The organism is Streptomyces sp. NPDC002588, assembly GCF_040295925.1.
In the GTDB taxonomy this organism is placed as follows: domain Bacteria; phylum Actinomycetota; class Actinomycetes; order Streptomycetales; family Streptomycetaceae; genus Streptomyces.
Window position 1 is genome coordinate 298,238 of record NZ_JBEOWF010000001.1, and the last position, 24,483, is coordinate 322,720.

At 71.8% G+C, this 24,483-nt stretch carries 23 protein-coding genes; 7 read left to right on the top strand and 16 right to left on the bottom strand.

Features of this window, described 5'->3' with window-relative positions; translation table 11 throughout:
* Positions 1-149 precede the first annotated feature (149 nt).
* The 3 genes from ABT057_RS01380 (at position 150) to ABT057_RS01390 (ending at position 2,898) form a co-directional block, all read left to right on the top strand.
* A complete protein-coding gene (locus ABT057_RS01380; RefSeq protein ID WP_352340241.1) occupies positions 150-1,361 on the top strand; it encodes a sensor histidine kinase in 1,212 nt (403 codons plus the stop codon).
* Positions 1,358-1,990 carry a response regulator gene (locus tag ABT057_RS01385; RefSeq protein WP_352340243.1) on the top strand — a complete coding sequence of 211 codons (633 nt, stop codon included), beginning with the start codon at positions 1,358-1,360 and terminating at the stop codon, positions 1,988-1,990. The genes ABT057_RS01380 and ABT057_RS01385 overlap by 4 nt, the downstream gene beginning before the upstream one ends.
* 134 nt (positions 1,991-2,124) lie before the next feature.
* On the top strand, positions 2,125-2,898 hold the full coding sequence (locus ABT057_RS01390) for an SDR family NAD(P)-dependent oxidoreductase (RefSeq protein WP_352340245.1): 774 nt from the start codon (positions 2,125-2,127) through the stop codon (positions 2,896-2,898).
* A gap of 17 nt (positions 2,899-2,915) precedes the next feature.
* Here ABT057_RS01390 and ABT057_RS01395 read toward each other — a convergent pair whose 3' ends face one another.
* Positions 2,916-3,659 (bottom strand): GntR family transcriptional regulator, encoded by a 744-nt coding sequence (locus ABT057_RS01395; RefSeq protein WP_352340247.1) that lies wholly within the window; start codon positions 3,657-3,659, stop codon positions 2,916-2,918.
* Between the two features lie 173 nt (positions 3,660-3,832).
* Between ABT057_RS01395 and ABT057_RS01400 the strand changes: the two genes are divergently transcribed.
* Positions 3,833-4,774 carry an alpha/beta fold hydrolase gene (locus tag ABT057_RS01400; protein ID WP_352340249.1) on the top strand — a complete coding sequence of 314 codons (942 nt, stop codon included), beginning with the start codon at positions 3,833-3,835 and terminating at the stop codon, positions 4,772-4,774.
* On the opposite strand, the gene ABT057_RS01405 is transcribed toward ABT057_RS01400, so the two are convergent.
* The 11 genes from ABT057_RS01405 to ABT057_RS01455 all read right to left on the bottom strand — a co-directional run bounded on the left by ABT057_RS01405 (position 4,771) and on the right by ABT057_RS01455 (position 16,859).
* On the bottom strand, positions 4,771-5,262 hold the full coding sequence (locus ABT057_RS01405) for a carboxymuconolactone decarboxylase family protein (protein ID WP_352340250.1): 492 nt from the start codon (positions 5,260-5,262) through the stop codon (positions 4,771-4,773). The genes ABT057_RS01400 and ABT057_RS01405 overlap by 4 nt on opposite strands.
* 10 nt (positions 5,263-5,272) lie before the next feature.
* Positions 5,273-6,736, bottom strand: coding sequence for a carboxylesterase/lipase family protein (locus ABT057_RS01410; protein ID WP_352340252.1), 1,464 nt, complete (start codon positions 6,734-6,736; stop codon positions 5,273-5,275).
* On the bottom strand, positions 6,733-7,953 hold the full coding sequence (locus tag ABT057_RS01415) for an amidohydrolase family protein (RefSeq protein ID WP_352340254.1): 1,221 nt from the start codon (positions 7,951-7,953) through the stop codon (positions 6,733-6,735). Before ABT057_RS01415 ends, ABT057_RS01410 begins: the two co-directional genes overlap by 4 nt.
* 195 nt (positions 7,954-8,148) lie before the next feature.
* A complete protein-coding gene (locus ABT057_RS01420) occupies positions 8,149-10,125 on the bottom strand; it encodes an autotransporter outer membrane beta-barrel domain-containing protein (RefSeq protein ID WP_352340256.1) in 1,977 nt (658 codons plus the stop codon).
* Between the two features lie 85 nt (positions 10,126-10,210).
* Positions 10,211-11,008, bottom strand: coding sequence for an ABC transporter ATP-binding protein (locus tag ABT057_RS01425; RefSeq protein WP_352340258.1), 798 nt, complete (start codon positions 11,006-11,008; stop codon positions 10,211-10,213).
* Positions 11,005-11,817 carry an ABC transporter permease gene (locus ABT057_RS01430; RefSeq protein WP_352340260.1) on the bottom strand — a complete coding sequence of 271 codons (813 nt, stop codon included), beginning with the start codon at positions 11,815-11,817 and terminating at the stop codon, positions 11,005-11,007. Before ABT057_RS01430 ends, ABT057_RS01425 begins: the two co-directional genes overlap by 4 nt.
* Positions 11,818-11,822: 5 nt before the next feature.
* Positions 11,823-12,590, bottom strand: coding sequence for an ABC transporter permease (locus ABT057_RS01435; RefSeq protein ID WP_352340262.1), 768 nt, complete (start codon positions 12,588-12,590; stop codon positions 11,823-11,825).
* Positions 12,591-12,592: 2 nt separating this feature from the next.
* Positions 12,593-13,600, bottom strand: a complete 1,008-nt coding sequence (locus ABT057_RS01440) for an ABC transporter substrate-binding protein (RefSeq protein ID WP_352340264.1) — start codon at positions 13,598-13,600, stop codon at positions 12,593-12,595.
* Between the two features lie 26 nt (positions 13,601-13,626).
* On the bottom strand, positions 13,627-14,994 hold the full coding sequence (locus ABT057_RS01445) for an FAD-binding oxidoreductase (RefSeq protein WP_352340266.1): 1,368 nt from the start codon (positions 14,992-14,994) through the stop codon (positions 13,627-13,629).
* A 100-nt stretch (positions 14,995-15,094) separates the two neighbouring features.
* A complete protein-coding gene (locus ABT057_RS01450) occupies positions 15,095-16,030 on the bottom strand; it encodes an amidohydrolase family protein (protein WP_352340268.1) in 936 nt (311 codons plus the stop codon).
* A complete protein-coding gene (locus tag ABT057_RS01455; RefSeq protein ID WP_352340270.1) occupies positions 16,023-16,859 on the bottom strand; it encodes an SDR family NAD(P)-dependent oxidoreductase in 837 nt (278 codons plus the stop codon). The genes ABT057_RS01450 and ABT057_RS01455 overlap by 8 nt, the downstream gene beginning before the upstream one ends.
* Before the next feature lie 127 nt (positions 16,860-16,986).
* On the opposite strand from ABT057_RS01455, the gene ABT057_RS01460 reads away from it, so the two are divergent.
* Positions 16,987-18,312, top strand: a complete 1,326-nt coding sequence (locus ABT057_RS01460; RefSeq protein ID WP_352340272.1) for a hydroxymethylglutaryl-CoA lyase-like TIM-barrel protein — start codon at positions 16,987-16,989, stop codon at positions 18,310-18,312.
* Between the two features lie 102 nt (positions 18,313-18,414).
* Here ABT057_RS01460 and ABT057_RS01465 read toward each other — a convergent pair whose 3' ends face one another.
* From ABT057_RS01465 to ABT057_RS01480, 4 genes are read right to left on the bottom strand one after another with little or no spacing between them, the layout of a single operon-like run.
* Positions 18,415-19,680 carry an NAD(P)/FAD-dependent oxidoreductase gene (locus ABT057_RS01465; RefSeq protein WP_352340274.1) on the bottom strand — a complete coding sequence of 422 codons (1,266 nt, stop codon included), beginning with the start codon at positions 19,678-19,680 and terminating at the stop codon, positions 18,415-18,417.
* A complete protein-coding gene (locus ABT057_RS01470; protein WP_352340276.1) occupies positions 19,677-20,471 on the bottom strand; it encodes an amino acid ABC transporter ATP-binding protein in 795 nt (264 codons plus the stop codon). The genes ABT057_RS01465 and ABT057_RS01470 overlap by 4 nt, the downstream gene beginning before the upstream one ends.
* Positions 20,468-21,223, bottom strand: coding sequence for an amino acid ABC transporter permease (locus ABT057_RS01475; RefSeq protein WP_352340278.1), 756 nt, complete (start codon positions 21,221-21,223; stop codon positions 20,468-20,470). Before ABT057_RS01475 ends, ABT057_RS01470 begins: the two co-directional genes overlap by 4 nt.
* An 11-nt stretch (positions 21,224-21,234) precedes the next feature.
* The gene (locus ABT057_RS01480; RefSeq protein ID WP_352340280.1) at positions 21,235-22,137 is read right to left on the bottom strand and encodes a substrate-binding periplasmic protein; all 903 of its coding nucleotides are present in this window, start codon (positions 22,135-22,137) and stop codon (positions 21,235-21,237) included.
* A gap of 243 nt (positions 22,138-22,380) precedes the next feature.
* Here ABT057_RS01480 and ABT057_RS01485 point away from each other — a divergent pair, with 243 nt between their 5' ends.
* Both ABT057_RS01485 and ABT057_RS01490 read left to right on the top strand, forming a co-directional pair.
* On the top strand, positions 22,381-23,559 hold the full coding sequence (locus ABT057_RS01485; protein ID WP_352340282.1) for a CdaR family transcriptional regulator: 1,179 nt from the start codon (positions 22,381-22,383) through the stop codon (positions 23,557-23,559).
* 114 nt (positions 23,560-23,673) lie between these two features.
* The gene (locus ABT057_RS01490; RefSeq protein WP_352340284.1) at positions 23,674-24,477 is read left to right on the top strand and encodes an SDR family NAD(P)-dependent oxidoreductase; all 804 of its coding nucleotides are present in this window, start codon (positions 23,674-23,676) and stop codon (positions 24,475-24,477) included.
* Positions 24,478-24,483 lie beyond the last annotated feature (6 nt).

Below are 24,483 nucleotides of genomic sequence, written 5' to 3' on the forward strand. Positions count from 1 at the left end.
ACACGGGGAAGCGGTGTCGATGCCAGCCTCGCGGCGCCGACGGGGTGCGCGGCTCGGCCGGAAGGCGCTGGTCCCGGGGCGGTCCGGACGACCTCGATGTCAGCCGATCGGTTGATGCGATCGGCGGCGGACCGCGTTAGACACGGAGGATGAGACACACCCGATCGGAGGAGTGGCGACTGGCGGCGGTCGTGCACGCGGCGTTCTTCCTGCTGCTCGGCTCGTCGTTCGCCCGTTTCCTGACCCGCGACCAGGACGGGGCACGGGCCGTCTGGGCCACGGCGCTGTACGCCGTGTTCTGTCTGTTGTACGTCCTGGGCGCGTTCCTGGCACCGGCACCCCGTCCCGGCTGCGCGCCCACCCGGCGCCATCTGGTGTGGCTGGGCTCGGTGTCCGCGGTCTGGGTGGTCCTCCTGGTGCTCGCGCCGAGCGCCACCTGGTGTGTGATGCCGCTGCTGTTCGCGGGCCTGCACGCGCTGCCGCCCCGGCTGTCGGTGCCGCTGGCCGGCGTACTCACCGCGCTCGTCGTGGTCTCCGAGGTGCGGGCGGCCGAGGGCACGGTCAACCCCAACATGGTCGTCGCCCCGCCTGCCGTCGCCGCGGTCGCCACCGCCGTACTCGTGCGGCTGCAGCGGCAGGGGGCCCGGCAGCGGGTGCTGATCGACGATCTGGTGCGCACCCGGCGGGATCTGGCCGCCACCGAGCGGCGGGCGGGGGTACTGGCGGAACGGCAGCGGCTGGCCACGGAGATCCACGACACCCTGGCGCAGGGCCTGTCCAGCCAGCGGATGCTGCTGCAGGCGGCCGAACGGGTCTGGGAGACGGACCCGGAGGCGGCCCGGGAACATGTCGGGAAGGCGGCCGGGATCGCCTCCCGCAACCTCGCCGAGGCCCGCCGGTTCGTCCACGACCTGGCGCCCGCCGACCTCGACGGGCACTCCCTCCCCGCGGCCCTCGCGGCGCTGGCCGAGCGGGAGAGCGGCCCGGGTCTGACGGTCGACTTCCGGCTCGACGGGGCCTCGGACCCGCTCCCGGAGCGGGTCGAGGCGACGCTGCTGCGGATCGCGCAGGGTGCGCTGGCCAATGTGCGCGAGCACGCCGCCGCGACCCGGGCGGCGCTGACCCTGACCTGTCTGGACGACCAGATCTCGCTGGACGTCGCGGACAACGGCCGTGGCTTCGACGTCCGCTCCCCCACCGCCGCGCCGGACGGCACACGCGGCCACGGGCTGCCGGCCATGCGCATCCGGGCCCGCCAGTCGGGCGGCACGCTGACCGTGGAGTCCGCGCCCGGCGAGGGCACGGTCGTGTCGGTCGCGGTCCCCCTCGTTCTCGAGACCCCCAAGGAGCCCGTCCCGTGAGCACGCCCGTACGTCTTCTGCTGTGCGACGACCACGCCGTCGTACGGGCCGGTCTGCGCGCGCTGCTGTCCAGCGCCGAGGGCATCGAGGTGGTCGGGGAGGCGGGCAGCGGCGAGGAGGCGCTCGCGCTGACCGCCCGGCTCGGCCCCGACGTCGTGCTGATGGACCTCCAGCTCGGGGACGGCATGGACGGAGTGACGGCCATCCGCCGCCTGGTGGCCGAGGGGGCGCCGGGCCCGCGGGTCCTGGTGCTGACGATGTTCGACACCGACGCCGACATCACCCGGGCCGTCGAGGCGGGCGCCACCGGCTATCTCCTCAAGGCCGAACGCCCCGAGGAACTCTTCGCGGCGATCCGCAGCGCCGCGTCGGGCCGTACGGCGCTCTCGCCTCCGGTGGCCGACCGGCTGCTGGCCCGGATGCGCAGCCCGGCGCCCACGCTGTCCGAGCGCGAGCACGAGATCCTCGGGCAACTGGCCCTGGGGCTCGGCAACCGGGAGATCGCCCGGGCGCTGTTCATCAGCGAGGCGACCGTCAAGACCCACTTGGGGCGGATCTACGGCAAGTTGGGGGTGGAGACCCGGGCCGGGGCGGTGGCGGTGGCGAAGGAGCGGCGACTGCTGCCGTAGAAGACCCCGACAAACTGTCGACAGAATGACCTCTTAAAGCACTCATTCCTCTTGACCAGCTTGTAGTGTCGACACTAAGAAGGGAGGGCGAGCCGCGCCGCGTCTCGTACGGCTGTTGCGAGAAGGGGGTCCAAGTGACCGGCAGACTCTCCGGGAAAGTCGCCCTCGTCACCGGCGCGGGGTCCGGCATCGGCCAGGGGTGCGCACTGCTCTTCGCCGAACAGGGAGCCACGGTCGTCGGCTGTGACATCGACCCCGGGGCGGCCGAACGCACCCGCGAGGCGGCCGCCGACCGGGGGCTGGGCGTCGAGGTGCTCGCTCCGCTCGACATGACCGTCCCCGCCGACGCCCGGCGCTTCGCGGACGAGGCACACGAGCGGCACGGCCGGATCGACGTCCTGGTCACGGCCGGCGCGATCGCCCCGCACATGGCGACCGCCGCCGAGATGGACTTCGGCGCCCAGTGGACGCCGACCCTGCGTGGCGAGATCGACGTCGTCTTCCTGCCCGTACAGGCCGTCTGGGCGCACATGGCGGCCTCGGGCGGCGGCTCCATCGTCAACTTCGCCTCGGTGAACGCCTTCCGGGGCAGCGGGACCTTCGGGATGGTCGCGCACTGCGCGGGCAAGTCGGCGGTACTGGGGCTGACCCGTCAACTCGCCGTGGAGGGCGGCCCGTCGGGCATCCGCGCCAACACCGTCTCGCCGGGCATGGTGCGCACCCCCGCCACGGAGTCCGCCGGAGCCCACGAGGGCGCCGCCCGAGAGGCCCTGCTCGCCCGGATCCCGCTGGGCCGGGTCGGGACCCCCGAGGACATCGCCTGGTGCGCGGTGTACCTGGCGTCGGACGAGGCGGCATGGGTGACCGGCGGGAACTTCCCCGTCGACGGCGGAGTGCTGGCCAAGTGAGCGGTCCCCCGGGAGCGTCAGGAGGCCGTACGACGTCGGCGGGCGGGTCCTCGGCCCCGCCCCGCCGCGTCCTGTTCGAGCTGCTCCTCCACGGCCCGCTGGGCCCGCACCGTCGCCCCCGCGATCAGGGCGGAGGCCAGCTCACCGTCGCGTTCCTCCACCGCCTGCAGCAGCCGCTCCTGGTCGTCGACGCTGTACGCGAGGCGGCCGGCCCTGGTCAGGCTCAGATGGCGCAGCATCAGCGTGCGCAGGGCGAGCGAGTCCAGGATCTGCTTCAGGGTGGCGTTGCCGACGATCTCCGTCATCCGCTCCTGCAGCGTCACATGACCCCAGAAGTACGCGTCCACGTCACCGGCGTCGGCCAGTTTCCGCATCCGCTCGACCCGGGTGCGCAGTTCGGCGATCTCCTCGTCGCTCGCCCGCTCCACCAGCAGGCCCGCGAGCATCGACAGCAGGTTCTTGCGCACCTGGTAGATGTCCCGGATGTCCTGCGGGGAGGGCGCGGCCACCCGTGGCCGGCGGCGCGCCTTCATCTCGACCAGGCCCTCCTGCTCGAGGAGCATCAGGGCCTCGCGCACCGGGGTGCGGCTGGTGTCGAACCGGCGTGACAGGTCGACGCTGTTGAGGTCCTGACCGGGTTCGAGCCGTCCCTCGATGATGCCGGCGCCGACCCACTCGGCGATCTGCGCGACCAGCGGCTCACGCCGGTCCCGCAGCCGCAGGAGTCGCTCCAGCACCAGGTGCGTGTCCTGATCGGTCATGCGGCCACTTCTCCCTGCCTGGTCACGGCTGCGGCCGACGACTCACAGCCAATCCAACGGTGTCGACACTATCTCACCACCTGGCCGGATCCCGCGGGGGTCCCCCGGCATCCCCCTGCTTCCTGTCGACAGAGACCGATAGCCATGGAATCAATGGAATCGATGGAGGATTCATGAAGCGAGTCCCTACGAGTGCCGCGAACCCCGGCCGACGGGCCGTGATGGGCGGCGCGGCACTGGCCGCCTTCACTGCGGCCGGTGTCACGCAGGGTACGGCGTTCGCCGGTGAGCCGTCCCGGCCGTGGGAGCCCGTCCCCGTGCCCGCGCAGGTTCCGGTGACCGAGCATCAGGTGCCGGTCGCCGGGGGCGGCAGTCTGTGGTGCTGGGACACCGGTGGCGACGGCGCGGCCGTGGTTTTGTTGCACCCCGGGTCGGGCAGCGGCGAGAGCTGGCCGTACCAGCAGCCGGTACTGGCGGGTGCCGGCTTCCGGGTGATCGGCTACTCACGGCGCGGGGCGTACGGGTCGGTGGCGGGCAGCCGGGCGGAGGCGGACACCGCCTCGGGCGACCTCGAAGCCCTCGCCGACCAGTTGGGCCTGGGCCGCTTCCATCTGTCCGGGTCGGCGGCCGGCGGCCCCGTCGCGGTCGACTACGCGCTCTCGCACGAGGACCGGCTGCTGAGCCTCACCGTCTCGGGCAGCGTCATGGGGGTGCAGGACCCGGAGTACCTGGAGCTGACCTCGGCACTCCAGCCCGACCCGTTCGGCGACCTGCCCGTCGACGTCAAGGAACTGGGGCCCTCCTACCGGGCCGGCGACCGGGACGGGGTGGCGGCCTGGCTGGAGATCCACGGGCGCGCCAGGACCTCCGACGCCTTCCCCCAGTCCCTGGCCCACACCATCACCTGGTCGGCTCTGGAGACACTCACCCTGCCGGTCCAACTCATCACCGGGGACGCCGACCTGTACAGCCCGCCCTCGGTGATGCGGCTCAACGCGGGGCACCTGGCGCATGCCGGGACCCATGTCGTGCGCGAGGCGGGCCACAACCCGCACTGGGAGCGGCCCGCCGACTTCAACCGCCTGCTGATCCGGTTCTTCAAGCGGCACGGCTAGATCTCCAGGGCGACCAGGAAGCGGGACACCATGTTGTAGGCCGCCACGGTCGCCGTCAGTTCGACGAGTTCCGCGTCGCCGAAGTCGGCGCGGAGCGCGTCGAACAGTTCGTCGGGGACGCGGATGTCGCGGGTCATCGCGTCGGTGAAGGCGATGACCCGCCCCCGAACCCCGTCGAGTCCGGGTTCGTCCCGGCTCAGCTCGGTGAGCTCGGCGTCGCCCAGTCCGGCCCGCCGGGCCTCGGGTTCGTGGGCCGTCCACTCATAGGGGGCGCGGTTGAGCACGGCGATCCGCAGAATCACCAACTCCCTTATGTCAGCGCGGAGATGAAGCCGACCCCGGATCGCGCCCAGGAGGCTGTTCCAGCCGTCGGCGAGCTGGGGGCTGTGCAGGAGCATGCGGTCCAGGGGGCGCAGGGTGCCGCCCCGGCGGTCGCGGACGCGCTCGGCGATCTCGCCGGTGCCTTCGGTGTCGGGCAGTCTTGCCATCCGGGTCCTCTCAGAGCGGGCGGGAGCATGCGGCCAACAGCCGCATCGCCTCCGGGCGTTCGACCGTTCCGGCGGTCACCGGGTCGCCGAAGAGCATGACTTCGTCGTCGGCGAAGGCCGGCCAGGGGGGCAGAGTGCCCCCGCCCGGGTCGCCGGTGGCGGCGAAGCGGGCCCAGGTGTCCGCCATGGTCCGGGCGAGTTCGCGGTCGGCCGTCGTCCAGGGCCAGGGGCGCCGGTGCAGGTTGTCGAGCGCGTAAGGGAGTTCGGCGGTGTGATGGACGCCGTAGTCCGGGAGGCCGTCCCCGGGAGGCGCCAGGAGCATGCCGCCGGGCAGCGGAGGCACCCGGGTGAAGCGGTACAGCCAGGTCGGTGCCGTCTCCCGGTGCGCGGTGGCCCATCGCCAGACCGGGTAGATGAAGCGGCTCTCGCCCGTGAACCGGCGTGCCGTGCGGCGGGCTTCCTCCGCGTCCCGCACCGGGTACAGCTCGTCCGTGCCCGGCTCGACCGGGAGCCGGCGCAGCACGTCCAGGGTCGTGTACACGGAACCCTCGTCGGTGTTGCTGCCGACGAGGAGCGGCACGGCGTGCTGTCGTCCGGCCGCGAAGACCTCGTCGCTGGGCCCGGTCAGGGCCCGGCCGTCTACGACGGGTCCGAAGTGGCCGCGGAGCACCAGTTCGACGCCGTCGAGCCGCCGCAGTCCCGCGAGGTCGCGGTCTCCGAACGTCTCCGCCCAGCGCAGTCCCCGCTTCTGTGCCTCGGCCTGGTCGGCGAGCGGTCCCTCGGCGCGCCCGATGCCCGAGGCGCTCTGCCCGATCGCCGCGGCGAACAGGTGCCGGGCCACCTGGGACGCCATGAGGTGGCAGATGTGGGCGGCCCCGGCGGAGTTGCCCGCGAGGGTCACCCGGTCGGGGTCGCCGCCGAAGGCGGCGATGTTCTCCCGTACCCAGGTCAACGCGGCGACGATGTCGAGCAGCCCGTAGTTGCCGGACGCGCCGAGGTCGTCCTCGGCGGCCAGTTCGGGGTGGGCGAGGAAGCCGAGAGCGCCGAGCCGGTGGTTCAGGGTCACGAAGACGAGACCGCGGCGGGCCATCGCGGCTCCGTCGTGGATCTCCTGACCGCCGTGGCCGTAGCGGTTGCCGCCGCCGTGGATCCAGACCATCACGGGCAGTCCCGCGGCGGGTGCCGGGTCGGGGGTCCACACGTTGAGGTAGAGGCAGTCCTCGCTCATCACCAGCGCCCGCCGGTCGGCGAAGTTGGTGTGGTACATGATCGAGTCGCGCGGCGGCTGCGGCTGGAGGGGCGCGGGACCGCAGTCGTACGCGCGCCGCTCGCCGTCCCAGCGGGCGGCGGGCCTCGGGGGCCGCCAGCGCAGGTCGCCGACGGGTGGCTCGGCGAAGGGGATGCCCCGGAAGACGGCGACCGCGGCCTCCCACTCCCCCACGAGCCGTCCGCCGGCCGTCCGGGTCCGGATCATGCGGGCGCCTTGTGCAGACGGCCGTCCTTCATGACCGCCGTCAGCCGGTCGCGGTCCTGGAGGATGGCGATCTCCTCCAGCGGGTCGCCGGCCACGAGGACGAGGTCGGCTAGGAACCCCGGCCGGACCAGGCCGAGTTCGTCCCCCATGCCCATGATCTGCCCGCCGAGCCGGGTCGCGGCGCGCAGTGCCTCGGCCGGGGTGAAGCCGAACCAGTCGACGAACAGTTCCAGGTCACGCAGGTTGCGGCCGACGGGGTTCCACGCGAAGCCGTAGTCGCCGCCCGGGACGACCCGCACACCGCGCCGGACGAGTTCCGGCACCACCTCGCGTACGGCCGCGGCGGTCGCCTCCACCTCCATGCCCGGCTCGGGTGCGCTGCCCGCCTCGTGCAGGTTGGCGTGGATGATGCCGGGGGTCGGGGCGACGAACACCCGGTCACGGGCGGCCTCGAGAAGGTCGAGGGCCTCCTCGTCGGCGAAGGTGCAGTGGTAGACGGCCCGGATGCCGTGCCGTACGGCCATCTTGACCGACTCGGCGGCATGGGCGTGTGCGGTGAGCCGGACGCCGTGCTTCTCGGCCGCGTGGGCCGCTGCCGCGACCTCCTCGTCCGTGAACTGCACGATCCTCGAAGTGCCCTGGACGACGGCACTCTCCCCGGAGAGCGACAACTTGACGATGTCGACGCCGAGTTCGGCCATGCCGGTGACGAACCGCGCCACCGACCCCGGGTCGGAGGCCCGCCCGTCGACACCCGGGAAGTCGTAGACACCGGGTTCGACCATGCCCGCGCTGCCTTCCCAGGAGGCCGCCATCAGCCGCGGGCCCGGCATCCAGCCCTCGGCGAAGGCCTTGCGGGCGGCGACCTCGGTCCTGGGCAGCCGGTTGCCGCCGGAGTAGGCGCTGGTGATGCCGTGATCGAGGAGGACGCGTCCGGCGTGTGCGACGAGCAGTGCCTTCTCCTCGTCCGGCTCGTCGCGGCGGCGCGAGACGTGTTCGACGGTGGAGCCGAAGCCCAGGTGGGCGTGGGCGTCGACCAGCCCCGGGAGCAGGGTGCCGCCTCCTCCGTCGATCACCCGCGCGCCGGTCCGCAGGTCGCGCGGGATCCGGGCCGCGACTTCCGTGATCCGGTTCCCCTCGACGAGGACATGGGAGGGGAAGGGGTCGCGACCGGTGCCGTCGAAGACCCGGACGTCGGTGAACAGGGTGCGTCTCATGCCGTCTCCGGGCCCGCGTCGAACGTCGCCAGGTTCATCGGATCTCCCTAACTGTCGACACTCAGCCTGCCGATCACGCTCTCCACCGTCAAGAGGTGCGAAAAGTGTGGACATAAAAAGAGAGGTGTGGGCCGTAGCCCGCTTGGGCGCCGGCCCCGGGACACGGTTCGCATCCCGGGGCCGGTCTTCGTACGGCTAGGCCACCGTCAGGGTGAGGGCTCCTGTGTAGGCGCTGCCCGCCCTGAGTTCCGTGGCCGTGCCGTCGACCGTCAGGGTGACCGTCTTGCCCGACGGGGCCGTCACCGTGGCGTCCGCGGCCAGGGTGAGGGCGCTCAGGTACGAGGTTCCGGTGACCGTCCAGACGGAGCCCGCGCCCAGGGTGACGAGGACGCCGTTGTTGACGACCGCGCTCGGGGTGTTGGTGACCTCGCTGATCTCGCGGTACTCGGCCGAGGTGATCGTGGAGACGCCGTGCTTGGCCGTACTGGCGGAGATGACGCCCTCGAGCGTCGAGCCGGTGAGGGAGACGGTCAGGTTCTGGCCCTGGAGGCTCGCGTTGCCGCCGCCCCGGACCGCGTTGTAGAAGTCACCCTTCAGCTCGATGTCGGTGAAGGTCGCCTTCGCGTCGGTGGACTGGCTGCTGGTGGTGACCCAGCTCGACGACCTGGTGGGCGAACCGGCCGGTTCGGTGTAGGTGCCGGTGGTCTCCGTCTTCCACGGTTTGCCCGAGACCGAGACACTGCTCGGGCGGTCGGTGTCCATGAGCTGGAAGATGACGCCGTTCCCGGGATTGACCGTGGCACCCTCGGAGCCGTCCACGGTGACCGTGCCCGCGACGGCCTTGCACATGAAGGCGGTCTCGCCCGTGTTGACCTCCGTGCCGCCGTCGATGGTCACGGACCCGGCCGCGTACCACAGGACCATGAAGCGACCGGCGTTCACCACCGTCGGCCGCTCCGCCAGAGCGCTCAACTCGGCGCCGGTGAGGCCCATTTCGAGGGACTCGTTGAGGTCGGCGACGGCGTCCGCGGTACTGTCGCCGTAGTGCGCCGACGCGCCCCAGTGGATGAGGGCGTAGTCGCCGACGTCGAAGGTGCAGCCGAGGAAGTGCTCGGTGACATTGCCGATGGCGTACGAACCGTAGCCCTGCCCGCCGGTGTTGGCGATGGTGCTGTTGATGGCGGTGAGCGTGCAGTAGCTGCCGCCGTCGACCGAGAGGGCGCCCCAGGTCTCCGAGGAGATCGAGGAGTTGATGTACGAGGCCCGGGTGCCGGCGCCGAGCAGGTTGGTGGCGCGTACGTTGCCGGACAGGCCCAGCATCCAGGGGACGTCCATCATGTAGCGGGTGTCGCCGGTGGGCACGTACTCCGTGGGCAGGGTTCCGTTGGCGCAGTGGATCGTGGAGTTCTTGACGATCACGTTGGCGGTGGCGTCGGCGATGATCGCGGTGCGGACGACGCCCTCGTTGGCGATGGTGGCGCCGTCGACGACGAGGGTGGTGCCCTCGCCGGTGCCGACGACCGAGGCGCCGTAACCGACGAAGTCACAGCGGCCGTTGCCGGTGTAGGAGATCTTCGCGTCGGTGAGGGTGTAGGTGCCTCCGCCGGTGACGTAGACCCCGTTGAAGGCCTCGCCGTCGGAGAGCAGCCGGATGTTGCTCGCGGAGGTGTCGGTGACGGTGCCGCCGAGGACGGCCGAGGGGACCGACTTCGCTTCGTCGATGCCGTCCGCGTCCACGTGGATCGCCTGCCGGAAGGGGAAGGTGAGGTCGCTGTAGGCGACGTCGGTGGCCTCGGCGACGGTGAGGATCACGGTGCCGCGGTAGGTGCCTGCGGCTATGGCGGTGGCCGCTCCGCCGTGGCCGTCGGTGAGTTCGGCCAGTTCGCTGCCGGTCTCCACGCCGTTCACGGTGAGGCTGAGGCGATAGCCGTCGGGGGCGGTGATGGTGCCGCCCTCCGCGATGGTGAGGACGCTCGCCCTGGTGGTCTCGGTCAGTTCCAGGGTCTCGCCGGAGGCCACGGTGATCCGCTTGCCGGCCTTGGTGGTCGCCGCGTGGGCGACGGCCGGGGCGGTGAGGGTGGGCGCCAGGGCGGCGGCCACCGCCACGAGCAGGGCGCGGGGACGGGCCCGGTAGGTGACCTCGGGGCCTGGCCTGCTGGTGGTGTGCGTCACGGTGAACTCCCTTGTTCTGAACGGATTTCGGGCATGCCGGACCGACGCGTGGCGTCGGCCGGTCGAGGGGGAGGGGGAAGTGGTGTCAGACCGTGCGGTGGGTCAGCTCGGTCTCGCCGCGGATCAACGCCAGGACCCGGGTGCGCAGTTCGGTGAAGCGCGGGTCGGACCGGGTGGTCAGCTGGTCGCGTTCGGGTCCGAGCGGGATGTCGAGCGTCTCGAGCACGCCCGTCGGTCTGCCGCCGAGGACGACGACCCGGTCGCCGAGGTAGACGGCCTCGTCGATGTCGTGCGTGACGACCACCACGGTGATGCCCAGCCGGCGGCGCAGGGCGAGGGTGAGGTCCTCCAGGTCGAAGCGGGACTGGGCGTCCACCGATCCGAACGGCTCGTCCATGAGCAGCACGGGCGCGTCGTAGGCGAGGCCGCGTGCGATGGCCACCCGCTGCTGCATACCGCCGGAGAGCTGCCAGGGGTACTTGTCGCCGACGTCCGCGAGGCCGACCGCGGCCAGGCACTCCAGCGCCCGCTGTCTGCGGACGGCCTTCTTGACGCCCCGGCCCTGGAGCGGGAAGGCGACGTTGTCCCAGACGCGCAGCCAGGGCAGCAGGGAGCCGCGGTAGTCCTGGGAGACGACGGCGATGTCGGCGTGCGGCTCGGTCAGTGGCCGGTCCCCGTACCGGACCCGGCCGGAGGTCGGCCGGGTCAGTCCGGCGAGGCAGCGCAGGAGGGTCGTCTTGCCCGCGCCGGACGGGCCGACCAGACACACCGACTCCCCCGGGTCCACCCGCAGGGACAGCGCGTCGAGGACCCGGTGTTCCTGCGGCCCCGAGCCGAAGCTCATGCCGAGGTCCTCGACGTGCAGGCTCGATCCGCGTGTCATACGACGACTCCGTTGCTCTTGATGCGTTCGGCGGCCGGCCGGGCGGCGCGGGTGCGGGGTGCGCGCTGGTGGTACCAGCCCAGGAGGCGGTGCTCGACGAGCAGGAGCAGCACACTCAGGCCGTAGCCGAGGACGCCGATCAGGATGGTTCCGGCCCAGGTCTCGGCGACATGGAAGCTGGATCCGCTCTGCAGGATGAAGTTGCCGAGCCCGACGGGCGAGCCGTAGATCTCGCTGACGACCATGAGGACCACGGCGACGGACAGGGCGACGCGGATGCCGGCGAGGATCTGGGGCAGGGCGCCGGGGAGGATCACACGGCGCAGCCTGAGGGGCCAGGGGATGCGGTAGCCGCGTGCGGTCTCGTGGACGGCCGGGCCGATCGCCCGGACGCCGCTGACCGTGTTGAGCAGGACCGGCCAGACCGAGCCGAGGAAGATCAGGAAGATCTTGGGTCCGGATCCGATGCCCAGGGTGAGGATGATGACGGGAACGAAGCCGACGGTGGGGGTGGCGCGGGCGAAGTCGAGGAGCGGGCCGGTCGCCAGGCGCAGGGTGCGGACCTCCCCGATGACGAGGCCGGCGCCCACCCCGACCACGGTGGCGAGGGCGAGGCCGGTCAGGATGTTGCGGAGGCTGAAGAGCAGGTCGCCGAGGAGGTCGCCGTGCACGAGCTCCCGCCACAGGGCGGCGAGGACCTCGGTGAGCGGCGGGAAGTAGAAGCTGGTGCTGCCCGCGGTGGACACCAGCAGGACGACGAACACCAGGGCGGGCAGCCATAGTTGACGCAGGATCGGCTTCCAGGGCACGCGGCTCACTCCTCTCCCGTCCGGGTCGGCGGGCGCCAGGCCAGCAGCCGGTGCTCGGCGAACTGGGCGAGCAGAGTGATCGTGTGCCCGATGGCGCCGGCGGTCAGGATGTACGCGTAGGCCCGGGCGGAGGCGCCCGCCGCCTGTGACTCCATGATCATGTGGCCGATGCCGGGGAGCGTGGTGAGCACCTCGACACCGATGGCGACGAGGACGGACGTGGTGGCCGCCAGCCGCAGCCCCGTCATGATCGAGGGTGCGGCGGCCGGCAGGACCACCCGGCGCAGGCTCAGCAGCCGCGGGATGCGGTAGGCGTGCACGGTCTCGTGCACGGCCCGGCTCACGCCGCGCGCCCCGTACTGGGCCTGCAGCAGCACCGGGAAGACGCAGGCGAGGAAGACCACGGTGGCCTTCATGCCCGGGGTCGAGCCGAGGACCAGCAGGAACACCGGGAGCAGGGCGATCACCGGGAAGGAGCGGAGGATCTCGAGGAGCAGCCGGGAGGACTCCTCGGCCGCCTCGTACACCCCGGTGAGCAGTCCGACCGGGACGCCCACGGCGACGGCCACGAGCAGGCCGGTGACCGCGCCGCGCAGGGTCTGGCCGACCGCCTGCCAGAAGCCTCCGCTGCCGAGGAGGTCACCGAGGGCGAAGGCGACGGCGCGCGGCCCCGGAAGCGCGGTCGCGCTGACCAGGCCGGCCGCGGCGATCAGCGCCCACAGCGCCAGCACGACGGCGAGCGCGCCGAGTTGCAGCAGACGGACCTTCGCCACCGCTACTCCCCGGCCGACGTCGGGGCCTGGTCCCAGTAGAGCGCGTCGTCCTTCGGCTCGTTGTCGAGCAGGTCGAACTCGTGCATCTTGGTGATGACCGTGCGCATGACCGTCGTGTCGAGGTTCTTGTCGTAGTGGTTGGTGTCGTGCTTGTCGATGAAGTCCGCCGGCACCTGGGTGTACTTCTTGTCGATGGCCTTGACGGCCTCCGGGTGCGCGTTGGCGTAGGTGATGGCCTTGGCGACGGCGTCGACGAACTTCTTCGCGGTGTCCGCGTTCTTCCCGAGGTATTGCTCGCTGGAGAACAGCAGGCCCTGGACCATGCCGGGCACGTCGTTCATGCCGTTGCCGATGGAGCGCAGTCCGCTGTCCTTGCCGGCGAAGTAGAAGGGGCCGAAGGAGAACACCGCGTCGGTCTTGCCGGATGTGGCGGCGTCGGTGAGCGAAGTCGTGGGCAGGGCCACGAACTTGACCTTGCCCGGGTCACCGCCGGCCTTCTGCACCAGATACTCGCAGATGAACTGGATGGTGCCGCCGAGCGCGGAGACGCCGACGGTCTTGCCCTCCAGGTCGGCGAACGACTCGATCGGGCTGTCCTTCTTCACCAGCAGCCCGTCGGTGGGGTCGGTCTTCGTCGTCGCGGACTGCAGTCCGGTGACGATCCGGATCGGCATGTCCTGCGCGGCGCCCTTGAGGAAGCCGGAGCTGTCCGTCATCGCGAACTGCGCCTCGCCGTTGAGTACGGACGGCGCGTTCTGTGAGGTGTCCTGGGCGCCGGCCTTGATGGTGACGTCCAGGTTCGCGGACTTGAAGTAGCCCTGCTGTTCGGCGATGTAGAGCGGTTCGAAGATGGCTCCGTTGGAGCGCAGGACGGTGACCTTGGCCTTGCCGTCGGCGGTGGTCGCGCCGGCGGAGCCGCCGCCGCAGCCGGTGAGGGTGAGGGCTCCGGCGGTGGCCAGGGCGGACAGGACGACGGGCATGCGGCGCCGCGGGCTTCTCGAGGTTTCCATGGAACGGCTCTCCTGACTGTTTCTGGCTAGTGCGTCCGCGCGTGTCCCGCGGCGGCGTAGGCGGTGGTGGATTCCCGGGGGGTCATGTAGCCGTGGAAGCGGCCCTCGGGGTCGTACACGGCCCGGATCTCCTCCAGGCGCGCGGCGTTCGCCGGGCTGAGCCCGTGGTCGAAGCGGTCGGCGAGGTTGTTGTCGGAGAACTGCAGCCCTGTCGACAGGTGCTGGAGGCGGGCGAGCCCGCCGTGCGCCCACTGCTCGTGGGCCAGGTCGTCGGCGGGGTCGCTCCAGCCCGCGTTGGGCGAGAGGTACAGCTTGGCCTGGCTGGACCAGCAGGCGTCCTTGCGCTCCGGGAAGCCGCCCCAGAGCATCCACAGGACGTGGCTCGTGGTGTCGGGGACGGTGTCGAGGAGCGGCCCTGCCTGGTCCAGGACCTCGTCCACCGGCGCGTCGGTCCAGATACCGTCGAGCGCCCAGCGCATCCCGGGCGGTGTCAGCCGGTCGGCGTGGTCGTAAAGGGCCGCGGTGGTGGTCTCCTCCGCCACCCGCGCGCGCACCGCCCGGTCGCGGAAGGGTGCGTCCTCCAGCGGGGCGAGCGGGTTGTCGTCGCTCTCGCAGAAGGCGGTGGCGGTGACGGACACCGTCTGCCGGCCCGATCCCGGCGTGAAGCCGACTTTCGCGGAGAACTCGACGCCGGGATGCAGGCGTTCAAGGGTGTCGTACGACCACGCCAGCACCTCGTCGCGCAGTTCCAGCGGGTAGCTGTGCACGGTGCGCAGTACACGGCGCGGCAGGTCGTGCAGGGCGAGGTGGAAGCGGGTGACGACGCCGAAGAAGCCGGGGCCGCTGCCACGCGCCGCCCACAGCAGGTCGGGGTGGGTGGCGTCGGTGGCGTGGACGAGCGTGCCGTCGGCGAGGACGACGTCGAGCGCCTCGATGCTGAGACAGGCGGGGCCCAGACGGCGTGAGTTCCAGCCGTATCCGCCGCCGAGGAGGAAACCTCCGACACCGACGGTGGGGGCGTGTCCGGTGGGGAAGAACAAGCCGTGTGGAGCGAGTCGTTCGAGCAGGGCGGGCCCCTTGACCGCGGGCTGGACCGCGGCAGTGCGCGCCGCCGGGTCGACGGTGACGTCCCGCAGCCGGGAGAGGTCGAGCAGCATGCCGCCGTCCCGCACCCCGTTGCCCACCCAGCTGTGCCCGCCGGAGCGGATCCCGATGGCGAGCCCTTCGCTGCGGGCCAGCCGGACGGCGGCCACCACGTCCTGCTCGTCGGCGGCGCGCACGATGACCTCGGGGTACCGGTCGGGTTTGCGCTCGTTCCAGACGGCGTCGAGCCGAGCCTGCTCGTATCCGGCGTCGCCTCGCCTCAGCAGGCTGTCCGGGGACGACCCAGCCATGGCGGTCCTCCTCTCACGGGGTTCGAGTCGGGACACTACTGTCGACACTTTTGGCCTTCAAGGGCTGAGACGGCGAAAAACCTGTGCGTTTCTGCCGACACTACGGAGTGGCCGGGAAGTCGAAGAGCTCTGCCGGGTTGTCGACCATCAGCCGCCTGAGGTGAGCGGGGTCGGGCGCGATGCGTTCGAGGAGGTCGACGAGCAGGCCGTCGTCCGGGGCCTCACCCGTGATGTTGACGTGCGGATAGTCGGTACCCCACACCACGCGCTCCGGCGCGTGCGCCACCAGCGAGGCGGCCAGCGCCACCGCGTCGGCGTACGGCGGCCCCTGCCGGGAGACCCGGTCCACGCCGCTGACCTTCACCCAGACGTTCCCGCTGTCGAGCAGGGCGCGCAGACTGCGCAGCGCCGGCCCGTCGTCCCCGGCGGCGAGGTCGACCCGTCCGATGTGGTCGACGACCACCCTGCCGGGCAGCGCGCGCACCAGGCCCTCGAGGAGAGCGATCTCCTCGCCGCGGACGTGGAGTTGGGCGACCCAGCCGAGTCCGTCGACCCGCTCCAGCACCGTGTCGATCTCGGCGCGGGTGGGCGGGGTGCGCAGATGGGGCAGGAAGTTGAGGCGGAAGCCGCGTACGCCTGCCCGGTGCAGTTCCTCGACCTCGGCCCGGGTGCTGTTCTCCCCGATCAGGGCCACGCCGCGCAGCCGTCCGCCCGAGGCGTCCAGGGCGTCGAGCAGGACGGCGTGGTCGTGGCCGTGGCAGGAGGACTGCACGACCACGGCCCGGCTCAGGCCCAAATGGGCGTGCAGGGCCCGCAGTTGTTCCTTGGGCGCGTCGAGGGGGGTGAAGGTGCGGTCCGGGGCGTAGGGGAAGGCGTGAGCGGGCCCGAGGATGTGGCAGTGGGCGTCACAGCTGTTCCGGGGGAGCGCCAGGGACGGGGTGCGGGGGGCGGGGTGCGGGGGCGGGCAGCCAGGGGAGGGCACCGACTCGGGCTCGTGGAAGGCCGGTTCGGTCGGGTGGACGGCCGGCTCAGTCACAGCGGGCCGTCATTCCGCCGTCGACGACGAGCTCCGTGCCGGTGACGAAGCGAGCCTCGTCGGAGGCGAGGAAGAGCGCCGCGTAGGCCGTGTCGCGGCCGTCGCCCATGAAGCCGAGGGGGATCCGGGCCTGCCGCTGGGCCAGCAGCTTCGCCACGTCCCCGCCCGCACGCTGGTGGGCGAGACGGGCCTCGACCATGGGGGTGTGGAGCTGGCCGGGCACCACGGTGTTCACCCGGATGCCGTCCGGCGCGTACTCCACGGCGCTGACCCGGGACAGCTGGATGACCGCGGCCTTCGCGGCCGCGTACCCGACCTGCGCGGCGCCCGTCCAGCGCAGTCCGGACGCCGAGGCGGTGTTGACGATCGCGCCCCCGCCGCCGCGCCGCATGACGGGCACGGCGTGCTTGCAGGCCAGGAACGCGCTGGTGAGGTTGGTGCGCAGCTGGCTCTCCCAGTCCTCCAGGCTGAGGTCGACGGCGCCGCCGGGCCGGGATCCGCCCACGTTGTTGACCAGGATGTCGACGCGTCCGGCCCGCCGCTCGCACTCGGCGAAGTACGCCTGGACGGCGGCGGGTTCGGTCACGTCGAGGACCGACGCGTGCGCGGTGCCGCCCTCGTCGCGGATCTGCCGTGCGGTGACCTCCAGGGACTCCTCGTCCCGGTCGGCGAGGAGGACGGTGGCACCCTCCCGGGCGAAGATCACGGCGGTGGCGCGGCCGTTGCCCCAGCCAGGGCCGACGCTGCCGGCTCCGCCGATGACGGCGATGCGGCCGGCGAGGCGGCCACGCCGTCGGTCGGGCAGGCCGTCGGGCAGGTCTCGGGTCACGGTGCTCTCCCTCGCTCGGGTGACGAAACTGTCGACAGTTCTAGCCATGTGTCGACAGAAAGTAAACATCTTGCCTGTAGATACATGCGTATTGCCTTTAGTGTCGACACAGCGTTTGGATGGACCCATGGACAAGCCGCCCGTGTTCACCCCCGAAGAGGTCGCGCGTTTCCGCGCGGAGCTGGCCGCGCGCCGCGTTCCCGGCGCCCACGAGCCCGGCCGCTGGTCGGTCAGCCCCCTCAACCGCCGTACGGACGTGGTCGGTGCACTGCCGCCGACGGTGCGGCTGCGGGACGCGACCCTGCGCTCGGTGGAGACACTGCCGGGGGTCGTGGCCTCGGCGGAGGCGAAGGAGTCGTTCCTGCGGCGGCTCGTCCGCAGCGAGGTGCCCGAGGTCGTCACGGCCGGGCTCGGCGGCCGGGGCGACGCGGCGCTGAAGGGCGAGGTGGACCTCGTCAAGGGCGAGAACGCGCGATGCCGGGTGGTGTGCCCGCTGATGCGGTCCGCGGACGACATCGACCGCGCGGCCGCGGCCGGTTACGACGCCGTACAGGTGTGGGTGCAGGCGTTCGGCGAGACCTCGCTGCTGTACCAGCCGACGGCGTACGCGCGGTCCTGGCGCGGCGAGGAGTGGCGCACCGACGGCACGCCGCGGGACCGGGCCGCCGTACTGGCGCGTGCGGCGCGGCTCGTGTCGTACGCCCGTGAGCGCGGCCTCGACGTGGTCGTGCCACTGCTCATGGTGTCGTACGCGACCGAGGAGAGCCACGCGGAGGCGGTGACCGCCCTGGCCGCCGCCGGCGCGGGGGAACTCACCCTGTTCGACGGGCCGGGCGGGATGAGCCCGGAAGGCTACGCGCATCTGGTAGGGCTGACCCGTGCGCTCGCCCCGGCCGTCGAGGTCGGCCTCCACCCGCACAACGCCTTCGGGCTGGCCGTCGGCTGCGCGGTCGCCGCCGTCCGGGCGGGCGCCACCGTCGTCGAACTGTCCGTCAACGGCTACTGCGGCGGGCCGGGCAACGCCGACCTCGCGGCGACGGCCCTCGCCTTCGAGGCGCTGTACGGGGTGCGCACCGGCATCAGGACCGAGCACCTCACCGAACTCGCCAGGGCGGGTGAGGAACTGACGGGGTATCACACGGCGTGGAATCATCCGGTGACCGGCAGCCACGCCTTCTGCTGGGGCGGGCTGGACTTCATCACCCAGGAGACCGACGTCGACCCCCTGCTCCACAACTGCCTGGAGCCCTCCCTGGTGGGCAACACCCGCCGGGTCCCCTTCACCCCCGACAGCGGCCCCTACACCCTGGCCGACAAGCTGACGGCCCACGGCGTCGCACTCGACCCCGCCCGGCTGGACGTCGTCCTCGACGCGGCACGGACGCTGATGGCGCGCGAGGGTCGGCTGCTCACGGACGAGGAACTGGCGGCACTGGCCGAGGAGATGGGGTGAAGGGCCGGTGGTCGGCGGACTCACGCTCTTCGAACTGTCCGCCCCGGCCGGCCGCTACAGCACTGCGGCCCTCCGACTCCGTGTCCTCGCCGCGCCGTCGGCTCACCACCCCGGCCGGCCGAAGCGGAACGGGTCGAGGACCTCGGGGCGGCGGCCGGTGCGGACGTAGTCGGTGAGCATACGGCCGGTGACCGGCCCCAGGGTGACGCCGAGCATGCCGTGGCCCGTGGCCGCGAACGCGTTGCCGTATCCCGGCACCCGGTCGATGACCGGCAGGCCGTCGGGGAGGAAGGGCCGTCCGCCGACCCAGGGGTCGCGGATCAGGCCGATCAGATCGTCCGGGTCGTCGAACCAGCGGCCCAGATAGTGCCGGCTGGCCAGGGCGACGGCGACGACCCGGCGCCAGTCGAGCCGGTTGTTGTTGCCGCTGAGCTCCATGGTGCCGCCGATCCGGGTGGTGGCGCCGATCGGTGAGGCGACGGCCCTGCGCTCGCCGAAGTACAGCGTGTGCCGGGGCGGCGTGTCCAGGTCCACCGAGAAGCTGTAGCCCTTGCCCGCCTGGAGGGGCAGCGGCCGGCCCAGTGCGCTCAGCAGATCGGACGAGCGGATGCCGGAGGTGATGACGACGGCCTCGCAGGGGATCTCCCCCTGCTCGGTGCGCAGCGCGGTGACCCGGTCCCCGGACGTACGGAACCCGAGGGCCTCGACGTTCTCGTGCACCTTCACCCCCGCGGCGGCCAGCGCCTCCCCGAGCCCGTGGGCGAAGGCCTCCGGGTCGACCACGCCCTCCCCCTCGACGAGGTAGGCCGCGCGCACCTCGGGCGACAGAGCCGGGTCCAGCAGCCGGGCCTCGTCCCCGGTGACCACGTCGTCCGGCATCGGATAGCGGCCGTCGGCCATCTGCCGCTGCACGGCGAGATGGTGGCGGGCCTCGGCCGCGGACAGGAACGCGTGGACCATGCCGGGCCGGGTCAGGGTCGTCTCGACCCCGGCCTCGCGCAGACCGTCGAAGAGGTCGAAGGTGGTGCGGTTCAGCTCGGCGATCGCCATGTAGCCGCGCCGGAAGGCGGCCGGTGCGCTGCTGCGCCAGAACCGCCACAGCCACCGGACGAACGCCGGGTCGGGCAGCGGCCGCAGGTACAACGGCGAGTCCGGCCGTCCCAGCGAGCGCAGCGCGTACCGTACGACCCCCGGAGCGGGGACCGGTGTCGAATGGCTGAGGCACACCCAGCCGGCGTTGCCACGGGACGCCCCGGAACCCAGGGCCCGCCGTTCGACGACCTCCACCGCGAGGCCCTCGGCGGCCAGGTAGTACGCGGTGCACAGGCCCACCACGCCGCCGCCGACCACCACCACGGGCGCGCTCATGACGCTGCCCCGTAGGCGGCGAGGAACTCCCGGGTGCGGGCCTGGGCGGGCCGGTCGAGGACGTCCGCGGGTCCGCCCTCCTCCACGATCCGGCCCCCGTCGACGAAGACCACGTGGTCGGACACCTCGCGGGCGAACGGCAGTTCATGGGTGACCAGCAGCATCGTCATCCCGTCGGCGGCCAACTCGCGCATCACGCCCAGCACTTCCCGGGTGGCCTCGGGGTCGAGCGAGGAGGTGGGCTCGTCGAACAGCAGCACCTCCGGCCGGAGTGCGAGGGCCCGTGCGATGGCGACCCGCTGCTGCTCCCCGCCGGAGAGCTGGTCGGGCAGGGCGAGACCGCGGTGGGCCACCCGGACCCGGCGCAGCAGCAGCGCGGCGCGTTCCAGCGCCTCGTCCTCCGGGACGCCCGCCTTGCGCTGCGCCAGCACGACGTTCTCCACGGCCGTGAGGTGCGGGAACAGGTTGAACCGCTGGAAGACCATGCCGACGGTGCGGCGCAGCCGGGGCAGGTCGCGGCAGACCGTGCGGCCGCCCCGGTGGACCACCTCACCGGCCACCTCGACGGTGCCCCGGTCGGGGCGTTCCAGCAGGTTGACGCAGCGCATCAGGGTCGTCTTGCCGCCGCCGCTCTGCCCGATGACGGACACGATGCGGCCACGGTCGACCTCCAGGCTCACATCGTCGAGGACCAGGCGGCCGTCGAAGGACTTGCTGAGCCCCTCGATCCGTACGACCGCCTCGGCGCCGGCCGGTGGGACGGTCTTCGCCATGGCTGCGGGCTCGGTCATACGGTCGTCTCCTTCCGGACGGCTGCCGAGCCGAGGTCGGCCGCGAGCAGCGCACGGGCGGCGCGCACCCGGCGCCGCCGCCAGGGGGACAGCGGGACTCCGGCGCGCACCTTGCGCTCCAGCAGCAGCAGGAGCTGGGAGAGCGGGTAGCACAGGGCGAAGTAGATGGCCGAGATGACCAGGTACACCTCCAGCGCCCGGAAGGTGGACGAGGTGATGAGCCTGCCCTCCGACATCAGCTCGGCGGCGGAGACCGTGACGAGCAGGGACGTGGACTTCAGCAGGTCGACCAGCATGGTGTTGGTGCCGGGCAGGGCCTGCCGGACGGCCTGGGGCAGGACGACATGGGCGAAGATGCCCACCCGGCCGAGCCCGAGAGCCTCGCCTGCCTCGGTCTGTCCGGCGTGCACTCCGCTGATCGCGGAGCGGAAGATCTCGGACAGGTAGGCGGCGTAGAAGACGACGAGGCTGAGACAGCCGGCCGTGAACACGTCCAGCCGGATCCCGGCCGAGGCCAGTCCGAAGTAGGTGAGGAAGATGATGGCCAGCAGCGGGACGTTCTTGAACACCTCGGTGTAGACGGCGGCGACGGCCCGTGCGGGCCATGCCCTGCTCAGCCGGAGCAGGGCCACGGCGAGACCGAGCAGGACGGCGCCGACGAAGCTGACCAGGGTGTAGGAGACGGTGCGTCCGAGCGCGTCGATCAGGTCGGAGCGGTAGTCGGACCAGGGGACCTGGAAGAGGCCTGACATGTCGTTCCCCCTCACTGTCCGATGGACGGCGGGGTCCAGGTGCCGGGCCGGTCCACGCCACGCCGGGTGGTGGCGACGTCGGCGGACGGCTTGAGGAACTGTTCGGGGTCGCCGCCGTACTTCTTCACCAGCTTGGCCATCTCACCGTTCTTGTACATGGCGTCGATCTGCGCGGAGATCGCCTTCTCCAGCCTGGTGGCCTTCTTGGGGAGGTAGAAACCGGTCTGGTACGGCTGGAAGTACTGGTAGGCGGGCTTCGCCTTGACCTCGAGGGCGGTCGGCGGGGTCAGGTACTCGGTGGTGATCTTCAGGTCGGGACGCTGCTTCTGCGCCGCGATGATGATCAGCGGGTCGAGGAAACCGACGTCGATCCGGCCCGCGCCGAGGTCGTCGAAGACTCCGGTGGCGTCCGGGTAGGCGTGCAGCTTGGCGCCGGGCACGGACTGGATGGACTTGACCCAGACATAGCCCTCGACGGTGCCCAGGTCGAGGCCCTTGAGGTCGTCGACCGTCTTGTACGTCTTGCCGCTGCGCACGGCCATCGCGGGCGGTGAGTAGTAGGGCGGGTCGGTGAACAGCCCCTGCTTCTGCCGGTCGGCCGTCCAGGCCACACCGCCGATGGTGATGTCCACCCGGTGGGACTGCACTCCGGCGAGCATGCCGGCGAAGTCGGTGGTCTGCGGCTCGACCTTCAGGCCCAGCTTCTCGGCCGCGTAGGCGAGGATGTCGCCGTCCAGGCCGACGATCCTGCCGCCCTGGACGGTGGTGTACGGCGCGTAGGGCTCGACGGCCACCTTGATGACGCCGGGTGTCAGCGTGCCGAGGGCCGCGGTCTTCGCGGAGACGTTCTTCGGGGCGTCGTCGTCGCCGGAACCACAGGCGGCGACCGACGAAAGCAGAAGTATTGCAGACAAAGCGGATACCAGTGAACGCACACGGGTCATCGGCTCGGGCCTTCCGTATCGGCACTGAGGAGATGGGCGCTGAGGGGACCCGCCGTTCACCACACTGTGCCCCCGGCGGGGATCGATGGGGCCCTACGCTAGGGATCCATCCGCCACCCGTCACCGTTCACTTCGTATGAAATTGTGGCTGGAATCGCTCGATCCCCTGTACGGTGCGTCCAGTCCGGTCCGCCCGCGAGGGGAGGAGCGTCCGTGCTGAGCCCGTCACTCGCGCAGGAGATCGCCGGGGACACCTCCGCCGTCATCGGCTTCAACGTGCTGATCACCGACGCGGAGGGCATGGTCATCGGCAGCGGCGACCGAAGCCGGGTGGGCACCTTCCACGAGGCGTCCGTCGAGGTCGTCCGCACCAAGGAACCGGCCACGCACAGCGCGCCCCAGGCGCAGCTGCTGCGGGGGGTGCGCCCCGGGGTCACCCTGCCCCTGGTCACGGACGGGCGGGCGGTGGGCACGGTCGGGATCACCGGGACACCCGCCCAGGTGCGGCGTTTCGGACTGCTGGTGAAGCGGCAGACGGAGATCCTGCTGCGGGAGTCCGTGATGCTGCGCTCCCGTCTGCTCGCCGAGCGGGCCACGGAGAACCTGCTCGCCGAGATCGCCGCCTACGATCCCCAGGTCGTCGAAGGCGAGTTCCTGATGTTCCGCGCCGCCGAACTCGGCTTCGACCTGAGGCTGGGCCGGGTCGCGGTGGCCGTCGAGGTGACCGTGCCCGGCGCGGCGGCCCGCCGGCGCGGCGCCCCTCCGCAGGACATGGCGCTGGTCCGCTCGGAACTGCTGCGCACCGTGCGCGAGGTCTTCGCCGACCCGCAGGACATCGTGGCCGGCACGGCTCCCGGCTGGATCGGCGTCCTGCACCGGCTGCCGCCCCGCCGTCCGATGGCGGAGCTGGTCGCCGACTGCCGACGGATCACCGACGTCATCGCCGCGCAGGACGGCCTCGCCGCCCGCGTGGGGATCGGCGAGCCGGCGACTTCCGTGAGCGGTCTCCACGACTCCTACCAGGACGCCTGCGACGCCCTCCGGCTGGGCGCCCGGCCGGAGGGCGGCTCACCCGTCCATCTCATCGATGATCTACGCGTCCACCAGGTCCTCGCGTCGGCGAGCCAGTCCGCGCGCGGCCGGCTGCTCGACGTCACGGCGGCCGGGCTGCGCACCCAGCCGGACTGGCCGGCACTGCGCGACACGATCACCGCGTGGTGCGAGAACGGATTCAACCTCGTACGGGCGTCCTCGGCCCTGCACATCCACCGCAACACCGTGCTGTACCGCATGAACAAGATCGAGCAGATCACCGGCCGCCCGCTGCGCGACCACCGTGCCACCATGGCCCTCTACCTCGCCTGCCTGGCGGACCGCCTCGGCGGCGGCTGACACTCCGCTCCCCCGTCCTGGGCCTTGTCGCCCACCCGGCACGAACCTAGACTCAGAACCAAACTGAAGTCGGTTCATATTCTCCGACTGCTCATCCGGACGGGAGTGGACGCGATGGTGGGTTCCCTCGAGGGCAAGACCGTACTCATCACGGGCGCGGGACAGGGCATAGGCCGGGCGATCGCCGTGGAGGCGGCCCGCCAGGGCGCGTCGGCGGTGGCCGTCTCGGACCGCAACGGCGTCACCGTGACCGAGACGGCCGAACTGGTGCGCGGCGCAGGGGCGAAGGCCGAGGCGATCGTCTGCGATCTGCGGGTGCGTGACGACATCGAGGAAATGGTGACGCGGGCGGCGACCCGTTTCGACGGGCTCGATGTGCTGGTCAACAACGCGGGGGTGATCGACTCCGCGCTGACCACGGACCGGGACCACGGCGTGGACTCGCTCAGCGAGGAGGTATGGGACACCGTCTACGAGGTCAATCTCAAGGCGGTCTGGCTGACCACCAGGTTCGCGGCACCGTTCCTGCGCCGTTCCCCGCGGGGCCCGGCGATCGTCAACGCGGCCTCCGTCTCCGGACTCGTCGGCTTCCCCAACTGCCCGGCCTACGGCGTCACCAAGGCCGGTGTCATCCATCTGACCAAGGTCACCGCCGTCGATCTCGCCCCGGTGCGCTGCAACTGCTTCTGCCCCGGCGTGATCGACACCCCGCTGGCGCAGGACTTCTTCGCCTCCGCGGAGGACCGCGCCGCGATGGAACGGGAGCTCGTCGCCCCGCAGTTGGTGGACCGGCTCGGGCGGCCGGAGGAGGTGGCCCGGCTCGCCTGCTTCCTGGCCTCGGACAGCGCGGCGTTCATCACGGGCTCCGCGTATGTGATCGACGGCGGCGCGCTGGCCTGGCGCGGGGTCAAGGGCTGAGGGCGG